The organism is Megasphaera cerevisiae DSM 20462, assembly GCF_001045675.1.
Classification (GTDB): Bacteria; Bacillota; Negativicutes; order Veillonellales; family Megasphaeraceae; genus Megasphaera; species Megasphaera cerevisiae.
On sequence record NZ_LEKT01000001.1, the window covers coordinates 30,257 to 42,665 of the forward strand.

The window sequence follows — 12,409 nt, forward strand, 5'->3', positions numbered from 1 at the left end:
GCTCTTTTTATATATGCAGAAATGATAATCGTCTTTATTTCATTGTCTATATTACTTTCAGTATGTGAATACATGACAGTTAATATTGAACATTTTGTTATAATTCTATCATGTAATTGTGACAATACTGTGATATTTTTGCTGTATCATACAGTCATAAACGAATCTAGTCTATTGATAATGGTGTACATTCAAATCATGAGAAAGGCAGGAGGCAAATCATAATTGTATCAAATAAAAGTAGTTATGTTTTTTGTTATCGGAATGGTGTTGATTATGTGCCCCAAGACAGGAAGGGCAGCAGACGCGAGTAATTCTGCCCCTTCTTCTCCAACTGTTTCGCTGACATTGGCCGATAGCGTCCGTATGGCAATGAGTCATAATTATAATCTCAAATATTATCAGGGGGCAAAAGAAAAATCATATTGGGCGCTGCAGCAGACAAAAGCAGGAAAGGGAATTACCGTTACATATGATTACACAGGAGAACGATATAAGCCAACCAGTTCCAATCATTATACGAATTATTTTGATAACCAGGTGGAGGCTTCCGTGACGGTATATTCAAAAAAGATAGATGCCGAAATAGAAGAGGCCAAGCAGGATCTGCAATATGCAGATTTAGATGTCACCGCTGTCAGGCAGCAGCTGAAGGGGACGGTAATCAGTGATTACTTTTCTGCTCTGGAATATCGGAATGAGTTTAAAATCAGTCAGGATACGATCAAAAATTACCAGGATCATTTAAACTTTGTACAAGCTGAATTTACGCAAGGATTAGTTGCCAAAACAGATGTGCTCTCAAGTCAGGTAAATCTGGCAAACGAACAGGATACGTTTATTCAGTCAAGAAATAATTATAATAATGCCATTGCGGCGCTCAATAACGATATAGGACTCGCCCACGACACGCCGTTGATATTGACAGATGCCTTTGGGTATCTGCCCTATTCTCTGACACTTGAAGAGTGCCTTCAATACGCATTGAGCCATCGTCCTGAACTGGCACAGTATGAGGCAAAGAAAAAAGGGGCAATCGCGGAGATTGCGGAGGCTAAAAGCGGCAAATTCCCGACAGTAAAGCTGGGCGCCGGACAAGAATGGTATGATTATCAGAAGGTTTCGGGATTCAACAATGGAAATTGGTTTGTGGAATTGACGGCTTCGTTTACTCTTTTTGATTCTGGTCTTGTCAATGCTGAAATCCGCCAATCAAAGTACAACTTGGATATGGTAACCAATCAGGCAGATGCGGAACGGGATTCGGTACTGCTGGAGGTTCGGGAGGATTATCTGAGTATGAAAGAAGCAGCGCAGCGTATCAAAACGGATCAAGTCACGATTCAACAGGCTAAAGAGAATTTTTCTATTGAAAGTGTCCGCTATTCCGTCGGAGCAGGGACAAATTTGGATGTACTCGATGCTATATTGTCTTTGAATACAGCTCAGGTAAATTACACAGAAGCGTTGTATGACTATAATAATTATAAAGCAAAGTTGGAGGTCGCAATGGGGGTTCCTGTAGTATGATATTTCATATCAAGAAAAAATGGACGTTAAAAAAGCCGTCTCGTACGGTATGCATCGGGGTTATCATACTGCTTATGGCCGCAGGGCTGGGAATTACGAAATACGGTTCTTTTTTTAAGCAGAAAACTGCAGCGGTTCCGCAGGCTGTCGAAGTCAGGGCAATGCGGATAGCGGCCAAGGATACGCCTGTGGATTATGAATTTGTCGGCAAGGTGGTTTCAAAAAACGAAATATCCATCATGTCAAAAATTTCAGGTAATATTATCAATAAAATGGTCAAGGGCGGCGACATCGTTTATCAAGGGCAGCCATTGTTTCAAATTGACGACAAGCAGTATCAATCCAAAATAAACGCTGCCAAGGGAACGTTGTCCAAGGATAAGGCCACATTGCAAAATACGCAGCGGGACCTTGCGCGCTACCGCGCTTTGGCGCAGATCCAGGGAGTGTCTCAGCAGACGGTGGATTCCTATGAAGCGCAGGCAGAGGAAGAGCAGGCTACGGTGGATTCTGACCAGGCTTCGCTTGATGAAGCGCAGCAGGATGAGCAGGATACGCTTATTTTGTCGCCTGTGGATGGGAAGATTGATGTCAATGATCTTAGTGTCGGACAGTATATTACAGCCGGATCCAGTACGCTGGCCACGGTATCCTCGCTGGATCCGATCTGGGTACAATACAGCATTAGTGAAAATGAATATATCCGGCTGTCTCAGGAGGGACAGGCTTCTTTGCCGGAAAATTTTAAAAATAATTTGAAATTGATTTTAAGCGATGGGAGCGAATATCCTCTGCGCGGTCAAATTGATGCTATCGATAAAGGAATCAGTACGACGACAGGCACGTTGACAATCAAAGCGGTGTTTGATAATCCGCAGCATTTTCTGATTCCCGGCATGTTTGCCAAAATTGTCGCGGCCGGAGAGGTACGCAAAAATGCGCTGTTAGTGCCGCAGCAATCGGTGAAGGATCTGCTGGATAATTCTTTTGTCTATGTCATTACGGCGGATAATACTATTGAAGCCCGCAAAGTCACGCTAGGTCCTAAGGTAGGCAACATGGTTATTATTGATGACGGCGTTAAGGACGGCGAAGCGGTAGTGGTGGATGATGTGGACAAGGTCAAGGACGGCGCAGCGGTAGCTCCGACTTTTGTTACGGCCGATCAGTTCAGCAGTACGTAGAGAGAAACGGGGAAATACATATGGCTAAATTTTTTATTGAGCGGCCGGTTTTCGCTATTGTATTCTCGATCATTATCGTCCTTTTAGGCATTATTTCTGTCGTGAATTTATCCATTGCTCAATATCCCAAGATAACACCTCCGACCGTTTCCATCAGTACCAGCTATCAAGGCGCGAATGCAGAGGTAGTAAACGACGCGGTAGCGCAGGTAATCGAAGAGAAGGTCAATGGCGTGGATGGTATGGAAACCATGACGGGGAGCGTCATGGACGATGGCTCTTATAAACTGCGCATACAGTTTGAAACCGGAAAGGATCCGAATATAGCAGCCGTACAGGTACAGGACCGCGTATCGTCGGCAAACTCGTCTTTGCCGACAACGGTACAGGAAAAAGGAGTTACAAGCAGGAATTCTTCTGAAGATATGGCGTTCGTTTTTCAGTTATATTCTCCCAATCATACATATGATGCAAAATTTTTGAAAAACTACGGCAGTTTGTATTTATTAGATAGTCTGAAGCGAATTCCCGGTGTAGGGGATGTAAATGCTATGGGATCTGACTATAGCATGCGTGTCTGGCTTCAGCCCGACAAAATGGCTAAGTTGGGTGTATCGGCCAGTGATGTCGTATCTGCGGTCAAAAAGCAGAATCTGGAGGCACCGGCAGGCGCTATGGGGGCACGGCCTTCTTCTGACCACCAGGAGTTTCAGTTTACGGCCCGCGTAAAGGGCCGGTTAGCAGATGCTGCTCAGTTTGGCAATCTTGTGATAGCTGCTAAATCAGATGGCTCTATCGTATATTTGAAGGATATTGCCAGAATAGAATTGGGAAGTGAAGATTACACGCATGTCACGACTCAGAACGGAAACGAAAGCGCCGGTTTTGCGATTTTGCTGAACAGCGATGCCAATACGCTGGAGGCAATCGGCAAGGTCAAAACATATTTGGAACAGGCAAAAAAAGATTTTCCGCCGGATATGGATTATCAAGTGTCTGTGGATAATACAAAGTTTATCCGCGAATCCATGGTCGATGTCAGCAAAACCTTTGTTGAGGCACTTTTGCTGGTAGCTGTCATCGTATTATTGTTTTTACAGAGCTGGCGTGCTACGCTGATTCCTCTTCTGGCAATTCCTGTTTCCCTTATCGGTACGTTTGCGGCTTTTATTATTTTGCATTTTACGATCAACACGCTGACGTTGTTTGCGTTGGTATTAGCCATTGGATTAGTCGTGGATGATGCGATCGTGGTCATAGAAGCCGTAGAATATCATATGCGGTATGATTTTTTGAATCCCCATGATGCTACCTGTGCAGCTATGAAAGAGGTATCCGGTCCTATTGTGGCAATTGCCTGCGTATTGGCTTCTGTATTTCTGCCGGTTGCTTTTTTTCAGGGAATGGTAGGCATATTATACCGTCAATTTGCCTTGACGATTGTCGTTTCTATGGCGTTGTCCGCGCTGGTAGCGCTGACGCTGACACCGGCACTGTGCGTGCAGCTGCTGCATGCCTATCAGCCAACACCGCCGCGCGGCAGAGTACGCGTTTTTTTCAGGAAGTTTAATACAGTCTTTGCAGACTGTATCCAGACGTATAGCTTGTATTTGCAGCAATGCATGAAAAAAACGACAGCAAGCCTGTTTTTTCTGCTGGCATTAATTGGGATCAGCGGTATATTGTATGCGGTGGTACCCAGCACGTTTATTCCCACGGAGGATCAGGGACGCTATATTGTGGCTGTCAATTTACCGGAGGCATCTAGTCTGGGCCGTACGAAGGCGGCGTTGGAAAAGCTGGCCGGAATGATACAGAAACAGCCGGGCGTTTCTCAGGTCATGACGCTTTCGGGCATGGATTTGGTAGGTGGTGGTGATAAATCCAGTGCCGGCGCGATTTTCGTTTCTTTGAATCCCTGGGAAGACCGTACCAGCAACGCACAAAGTATTCAATCAGAGATCAATCAGACCATGGAAAACGGACGCCATCTGCAGGAAGGAACGGTAATGGCCCTGAATCCGCCGGCTTTGCCGGGGCTGGGATCTGTCGGCGGCTTTTCGATGATGCTGGAGGATCGGAGCGGCAATACATTGACTGCTTTGGATGCAGCCGCTCAGAAATTTATAGCAGCCGCACAGCAGCGGCCGGAGATTGGCCGGATTTCAACTGGCTTTACTGCCGGGACACCGGGCTATGAATATGTGGTGGACCGGGATAAGGCCAAGGTACTGGGGGTATCGGTCAGTGATATCTTTGATACGTTGCAGATTTTTATGGGCGGAGATGAGGTCAATGATTTTACTCTGTTTGGCCGCAATTATAAGGTATCTCTTCAAGCTGACAGCGCGTTCCGCAGTGACGTAAATTCTCTGCAATATTTATATGTAAAAAATTCAAAGAATGATATGGTCCCGTTAAATACCCTGATTATACCTAAAAAAGCATATGCACCTTCCGCAATTACTCGCTTTGACGGGGTAAAGGCAGTTCAAATCAATGGCGGTGAAGCCGCGGGATATAGTTCCGGGCAGGCCATGAAGGCGTTGGAGGAGGTAGCAGCGCAAACGCTGCCGGAGGGATATACCTACGAATGGTCCGGACAAAGCCGAGAAGAACAGAAGTCTTCTTCTAAAGCGCCCTTGTTGTTTGGCATGGCCTTTTTATTCGCGTTTTTATGTCTGGCAGCTTTATATGAAAGCTGGAGTGTTCCCTTTGCTGTTTTACTGGCTATTCCGGCGGGTGTATTCGGCGCGTTTTTATTTCAATATATACGAGGTCTGGAAAATAGTATTTATATGCAGATCGGACTGGTCATGCTGATTGGGCTGGCGGCTAAAAATGCGATTTTGATCGTGGAATTTGCAAAAATAAGAGTCAATCAGGGAATGACGGTACAGCAGGCTGCTATGGAAGCGGCTCAATTGCGGGTACGCCCGATTGTAATGACGTCTCTGACCTTTATTATCGGCTGCCTGCCGCTTATGTTTGCCAGCGGCGCCGGTGCCGGCGCCCGTATTTCCATGGGGACAGCTGTTGTCGGCGGTATGCTGGCTGCGACAGCAATCGGCATATTCCTTATTCCCGTGTTATTTGTACAGATTGAAAAGCAAACAGAAAAATTTCACTTTTGGCATCGATAGCGGCATACCTGCTGTGTGACAGGCTAAGGAGAGATCAGGAGAAACCATGGCTAAATTTTTTATTTACAGACCTATTTTTGCTATTGTAGTTTCCATTATCATTGTACTGCTGGGGATCGTATCAGCTTTCAATTTGTCGGTGGCCCAGTATCCCAATATATCGCCGCCAACGATTGCCGTCAATACTAAATATCAGGGGGCGAACGCAGAGGTCATAAATGATACGGTAGCACAGGTCGTGGAAAACCAGGTAAACGGGGTAGACGGCATGCAGTCTATGACCTCTTCCAGTACGGATACCGGTTTTTATACACTGAATGTGCAGTTTGAAACAGGCACTAATTCCGATATTGATTCCGTACAGACACAAAACCGCGTATCTGAGGTGAAATCCTCTTTGCCGGATTCGGTGCAGTCGCAGGGAGTTACTACTACTAAGTCTTCTGATGACAGCGCCCTGACCTTTACGTTATATTCCCCTAACGATACGTATGATGCCAAATTTTTGGAAAATTACGGCAATATTTATTTATTGGATGATATTAAGCGGATCAAAGGGGTAGGAGAAATATCCGAGTTTGGAGCTGATTACAGCATGCGGGTATGGCTGCAGCCCGAAAAAATGGCCAAGTTGGGCATTGCCGTCAGTCAGGTCATATCGGCCATTGAAAGTCAAAATGTGCAGGCACCTGCCGGATCACTGGGAAAGATGCCTGCAGATACGAAACAGGCATTTGAATACACGGTACGGGTACAGGGACGTCTTACGAACGCGGAAAGCTTTGGCAACATCATTATATCTGCAGCTTCAGATGGCACAATGATTCGCTTGAAGGATATTGCCAAAGTAGAAATGGGCAGCCGGGATTATATTTATAATTCCAAGCAGAATGGACATGCCAGCGCCGGATTTTCTGTCAAATTGAACAGCGATGCCAATTCATTGGAAACGATTGGACAGATAAAGGCTCTGCTGCAAACCGCGAAGGAAAAGTTTCCTGCAGGCATGGATTATGCCGTGACCATAGATAATACGAAATTCATATATGAATCAATTTTAGAGGTATGCCGAACCTTGGCAGAAGCCCTGGCACTGGTTGTACTGGTTGTCTATCTGTTTTTACAGAGCTGGCGGGCAACACTGATTCCGCTGCTGGCAGTTCCGGTTTCACTGATTGGGACTTTTACCGCATTTACTTTTTTGGATTTTACTATCAACACCTTGACCTTGTTCGCTATGGTGCTGGCTATCGGCCTGGTAGTAGATGATGCGATCGTTGTTATCGAGGCCGTGGAGCGGCATATCAGAGATGATGCCATGAGTCCCCGCGAGGCTACACTGCAGGCGATGAAGGAGGTATCAGGACCGGTTATTGCGATTGCTTTCGTGCTGGCGTCGGTCTTTTTGCCGGTTGCCTTTTTTGGCGGCGTCATGGGAATTTTATATAAGCAATTTGCTTTGACAATCGCATTTTCCATGGGGGTATCCGCCTTTGTGGCTTTGTCGCTTACGCCGGCATTGTGTGCCCTGATTTTAAAGCCGCAGCCGGTATTGCGGAAGAATACAATGATATTGACTCGCTTTTTTGATGCTTTTAACAACTGGCTGCAGAAAACGACGGTTCGGTATGAGCAGACTATTCGGCGGCTCATTCCTAAAGCAAGGCTATGTGTTATGGCATTGGCCGGGATGTTGGCTTTGACCGGCGTGTTATATCAGTTGGTGCCCAGCTCTTTGGTGCCGGAAGAGGATCAGGGCTATTACATGGTCGGCGTGACGCTGCCGGAGGGGGCCAGCCTGACACGGACGATTCATGCTATGGACACGCTTTCCGCAAGTATTCAAAAGCAGCCCGGCGTGCAGCAGGTAATGTCTCTGGCTGGAACAGATCTGCTGACCGGCTCCTCTAAAACGAATACAGGAGAACTTTTTGTGGGCCTGACTCCCTGGAAGGAACGAACCGGCAGCGGTCTTTCGGCACAAGCGGAAATACAGAGTACGCTGGCTCACGCTTCTTCCTTTTTGGAGGGAAAGGTCAGCGCTTTCAGCCCGCCGGCATTACCCGGATTGGGTTCCGTAGGCGGAATCTCGCTTATGATAGAGGATCGTAATGGCGGTACGTTGTCGAATTTGGATACGATAACAAAAAACTTTATAGAAAAAGCGAAGGCTCATAAGGAAATTGGTTCTGTTTCTTCGAATTTCAGTACTTCAACGCCAGGCTATCAATTTGATGTTGACCGGCAGAAGGCTGAGGTTTTAGGCGTATCTGTCGATGATGTTTTTTCCGCTTTGCAAGTATTTCTGGGAGCGGATGAGGTAAACGATTTCACAAAATTCGGACGTAATTATAAAGTCATTCTTCAGGCCGAAAGTCCGTATCGGAGTGATACGGATACATTGCAGCATGTATTCGTCAAAAGCTCTTCTGACGACATGATTCCGCTGAGCACTCTGGTAACAGCCAAACGCGTGCTGGCACCATCTGTTATTACACGGTTCAACGGTGTTCAGGCGGCCAAGATCACTGCGTCAGAGGCTTCCGGCTATAGTTCGGGACAGGCAATCCAGGCCTTGGAAGAGGTTGCCAAAGAAACACTGCCGGATGGCTATACCTATGAATGGACCGGTCAAAGCCGGGAGGAACAGGAGTCTGCCGGGAGAACCCCCATCGTTTTCGGCATGGCGCTGTTGTTTGCATTTTTGTGCCTGGCAGCCCTGTATGAAAGCTGGAGCGTTCCGTTCGCCGTCTTGTTTTCCATACCTACCGGTATTTTTGGCGCTTTTGTATTTCAATATATTTCGGGACAGGCTAACAGTGTATATATGCAGATAGGCTTAATCATGCTGATGGGCTTAGCAGCTAAAAATGCGATTCTCATCGTGGAATTTGCCAAGGTACGAGTGGACCAGGGCATGAGTCCGGAGCAAGCGGCAGCAGAGGCAGCAAAATTACGACTGCGGCCTATTATTATGACTTCGATGGCCTTTATCATCGGCTGTATTCCGCTGATGCTGGCGACCGGCGCCGGATCGGCGGCACGGGCCTCCATGGGCACTGCCGTTGTCGGCGGTATGCTGGCCGCTACAACGCTGGGTATATTTCTTATTCCCATATTATTTATCATGGTGGAACGATTCACGCAAACAATCGGCAGACTGCGGAAATCACGATAAAGCAGTGCCGTAATGGCCTTTTTTATGTTGATTCTTGAAAACATATGAAGAAAAAAAGTATTGCATATAAAAAATCTGCCGGCTGAAATGAGTCGGCAGATTGTAGTTGCAGAGAGGATACTCGTTTGTGTTTTTTATTTTATATAATCCTAGCCTTTGAGAAATCAGAGGTTAGGATTCTTTTTGCAGCAAGGTCTGCAGTACCGTACTGGATAACCGTGTTTCTGTTTCTTCACCGCCTGCGGCATAGAGTACCGGAGAGCCGAAGGTGCTGCCTGCCAGCAGCTCTTTTTTGGCAGCCGGGCCGGTAGGCTCAATAATGATCTGTACTTTCTTACGAGAATCGGCAAAGACAGCGGCTCCGGTTTTCAGGGCTTCAATATCAGCGGCAGACCGGACAGGACAAAGGAGATGGAACATGGACGCATCGGAATCTGCTATAGCCGTCAGCTTTTGCGTAACCATAGCGGCCGTGCTGCCGCCGGCGAGCCGGAGGGTAATAATAGGGACGATGCCGGAGTCGACAGCCCGTTCAGCAATATCATCCATATAGTCTTCACGGAGTGTGGATTCAATTTCCACCGCATCAACCAGACCGGTGCGAACGGCAAATAAGAGAATGTTGTGGTAATCTGTTTCCGTATGGTAGTATTCCGGTATCTGCGACATATCACAGGAAAAGATCAGTGGAGCTTCGTCAGATTCCTTGGTAATAGTAAGCAGTGCATTCCAGAGCTGGGAAAAGTTAATGACGCCGTTGAAGCTGCCGCTGTGAAATTGGATCATATCAAAAGGCTTGTTGACGAGCTGCTGTGTTTTCCGGCCCAGATCAGCAATTGTTTCGCCGCACAGGGGCACACAGATTTGGGGGACAGCGGCATCAAAACGCAGTACGTGTACATTGGACATGGAAAGTTCCTCCTGTTTTTTGCACAACAATATAAATAAAGAGCAGCCATCAAAGGCTGCTCTGGTTTGGTGCGCCTAGTAGGATTCGAACCTACGCACCCGGTTCCGGAGACCGGTGCTCTATCCCCTGAGCTATAGGCGCATAACAAGGGTCGTAACGACTACCTTCTAATATTACCACGTCTTACAAAGAAATACAAGAAAAAATTACTTTCAAAGCCTGTCTTTTTCACTAAATATAACTAAAATATAAATTAACCGGAATTGCCGTTTTCTTCCTTGACATATTCCCTATAATAGTGTACCATTTCCGTAAACATTGCAATGTGTAGTTGGCTTTAAAGTAATTATTTTCCAGATTGGGAGTTGGATACAATGAGGTACTTAAAAAATTTGACGATCATGTGTTGTAACTGCATATAGTGTACTGAAATAGTTTTTACGTTATTATTTCATCGTACATACATCATTCATCGAGAGCAGCAGAAGGACTGGCCTAATGAAGCTGCGGCAACCTCCGTCATACGGAACGGTGCCAATTCCAGCAGGATTACCTGACAGATGAGCTAGCAATAGGATATTTGCGCGCATCTGTATAGATGACGCGTTTTTTTATTTGCATAAAAAAATGAAATGCGGGGTGTTTGCATGACAACAGAACATACTACTACAGGTGCTGCTAATTCAGCCTTTTTTAAAAGTGAGGATTGGTGGGCGGTATGGCTGGGTTTGCTGATTTTTATATTGGGAGCCGGTCAGATTTGGAATTTGGATTTATTGGGGTGGGTGTCACGATTTAGCGTTTGGATCGACCCGGAGCAGGCTGTACAGGCCAGTTCAAAGTCGTTTGCATGGTTGAACGGCATTGAGTCTGCTGTGATCACGTATCTATTTGTTTTGGTTATTACGACGGCTGGAGCGTATTTCATGGGCAGTCGTATTCGGAATTTTGCTTTGGGGTTTACGGTAATGTATTGGATTACCGTAGGAACTAGTATTCTTGGTAATTACGCATATTTAGCGGCGACTCCGAACAGCCGCGATGCCTTTCATATTTCATGGTCTCTCAGTTTGGGAGAACTGGGTTTTGTATTTGCGTTGCTTGTCGGGTTAATTATCGGTAATTTTTTTCCCAAAACGGCGCAGTTCTTATCTGATGCGGCCAAGCCGGAGTGGTATATCAAAACCGGTATTGTGATTCTTGGCATGAGTATTGGCATTCAGACGATTGGCGCATTGAGCCTGGCTGGAACGGTCATCGTTCGCGGTATATGCGCTGTCGTGGAGGCGTATTTGATTTACTGGCCTGTTGTGTATATTGTGGCCCGGAAATTTTTCCGCTTTACGCCGGAATGGGCAGCTCCCATGGCCTCGGGTATTTCCATCTGCGGTGTAGCGGCAGCTATTGCGACGGGCAGTGCCATCCGGGCCCGCCAGATTATTCCGACAATTCTGGCTTCGGTCATTATTGTATTCGTGGCGGTTGAACTATTGATACTGCCGTTTGCCGCGTCCTACTTTTTACCGGGTGAACCTATGGTAGCCGGATCGTGGCTGGGATTAGTCGTTAAGAGTGACGGTGGTGCCGTCGCTTCCGGGGCGATTGCCGATACCTTGATCCGCAATCAGGCGCTGCAGCAATTTGGTATCCGCTATCAGGAAGGATGGGTGCTGATGGCCACGACGACTTCCAAAGTGTTTATTGATATTTTTATCGGCATTTGGTCTTTTGTTTTGGCTATTGTATGGTCTGTATATCATTTAAATAGTAAGCGCGCGGCTGCGGATACCTCATATACGGTTTCCAAAAGAGAAATTTGGGAACGGTTTCCGAAATTTATTATTGGTTTTGCGGCGACCTTGATCATTATTTTTGCTGCCGGCTATATACAGCCGGATATTGTTAAGGCAGCCAAGGCCGGTGCAGGGCAAGCCAATCTGCTGCGCGGTGTCTTTTTCAGCTTGTGCTTTTTCTCTATTGGATTGGTAACCAATGTACGCAAGCTTTGGCATGCCGGTCTTGGCCGGGTTATCGGCGTCTATGCGGTGGCATTGCTGGGATTCATCATATGGGTTGGCTTGATTATTTCATGGATTTTTTATCATGGTGTCGTACCGCCTGTCGTGTAAAGGCTGAAATTTTTATAAAATAATGAAGTGCGTTATAATAGCAGAAAGGGGAGATTGAGATGACAGATCGTTCATTGCATCGTGCAGATCCTACAGCAGATGCATATTACTATAAGCAGGCACATCAGCAGATCAGCCAGCAGGTGCAGGAGGCCGGACTGGAGTCAGATGCCGACGAATATTTCGAACTGCAGCCAATAGAAAAAAAACTTTGTGCCTATTCGCTTGGTCTGGGGCTGATTTTACTGGCCGTCTTTATTCTGGTTTTTGAGATATTTTAGAATGGTATGACGGCGGGGCAGCGTAAATTTTTATAATATAGTTTAGGAGGAGAC

Annotated in this window: 7 protein-coding genes, 1 tRNA gene and 1 riboswitch; of the genes, 6 read left to right on the top strand and 2 right to left on the bottom strand. The window is 46.4% G+C overall.

Annotation, left to right across the window (positions count from 1 at the left end; translation table 11 throughout):
• Window positions 1-225 precede the first annotated feature (225 nt).
• Genes AB840_RS00120 through AB840_RS00135 form a run of 4 tightly spaced genes read left to right on the top strand, consistent with a single transcriptional unit; the run spans window position 226 to window position 9,035 of the window.
• Window positions 226-1,530: a TolC family protein gene (locus AB840_RS00120; RefSeq protein WP_200809879.1), complete on the top strand. Its 1,305-nt coding sequence runs from the start codon at window positions 226-228 to the stop codon at window positions 1,528-1,530.
• Window positions 1,527-2,714: an efflux RND transporter periplasmic adaptor subunit gene (locus tag AB840_RS00125; RefSeq protein WP_048512794.1), complete on the top strand. Its 1,188-nt coding sequence runs from the start codon at window positions 1,527-1,529 to the stop codon at window positions 2,712-2,714. Before AB840_RS00120 ends, AB840_RS00125 begins: the two co-directional genes overlap by 4 nt.
• Before the next feature lie 20 nt (window positions 2,715-2,734).
• On the top strand, window positions 2,735-5,857 hold the full coding sequence (locus AB840_RS00130) for an efflux RND transporter permease subunit (protein ID WP_048512795.1): 3,123 nt from the start codon (window positions 2,735-2,737) through the stop codon (window positions 5,855-5,857).
• Between the two features lie 46 nt (window positions 5,858-5,903).
• Entirely contained in the window at window positions 5,904-9,035 is a 3,132-nt protein-coding gene (locus AB840_RS00135) for an efflux RND transporter permease subunit (RefSeq protein ID WP_048512796.1), read from the top strand.
• A gap of 171 nt (window positions 9,036-9,206) precedes the next feature.
• Here the strand turns inward: AB840_RS00135 and AB840_RS00140 are convergent, their stop codons facing one another.
• Both AB840_RS00140 and AB840_RS00145 read right to left on the bottom strand, forming a co-directional pair.
• Window positions 9,207-9,944 carry a type I 3-dehydroquinate dehydratase gene (locus AB840_RS00140; RefSeq protein WP_048512797.1) on the bottom strand — a complete coding sequence of 246 codons (738 nt, stop codon included), beginning with the start codon at window positions 9,942-9,944 and terminating at the stop codon, window positions 9,207-9,209.
• A gap of 67 nt (window positions 9,945-10,011) precedes the next feature.
• A tRNA-Arg gene (locus AB840_RS00145) sits at window positions 10,012-10,086 on the bottom strand.
• A 325-nt stretch (window positions 10,087-10,411) separates the two neighbouring features.
• A riboswitch (SAM riboswitch) is annotated at window positions 10,412-10,512 on the top strand.
• Between the two features lie 80 nt (window positions 10,513-10,592).
• On the opposite strand from AB840_RS00145, the gene AB840_RS00150 reads away from it, so the two are divergent.
• Window positions 10,593-12,074, top strand: coding sequence for a putative sulfate exporter family transporter (locus tag AB840_RS00150; RefSeq protein ID WP_048512798.1), 1,482 nt, complete (start codon window positions 10,593-10,595; stop codon window positions 12,072-12,074).
• Between the two features lie 59 nt (window positions 12,075-12,133).
• Window positions 12,134-12,355: a hypothetical protein gene (locus tag AB840_RS00155; protein WP_048512799.1), complete on the top strand. Its 222-nt coding sequence runs from the start codon at window positions 12,134-12,136 to the stop codon at window positions 12,353-12,355.
• Window positions 12,356-12,409: the final 54 nt, after the last annotated feature.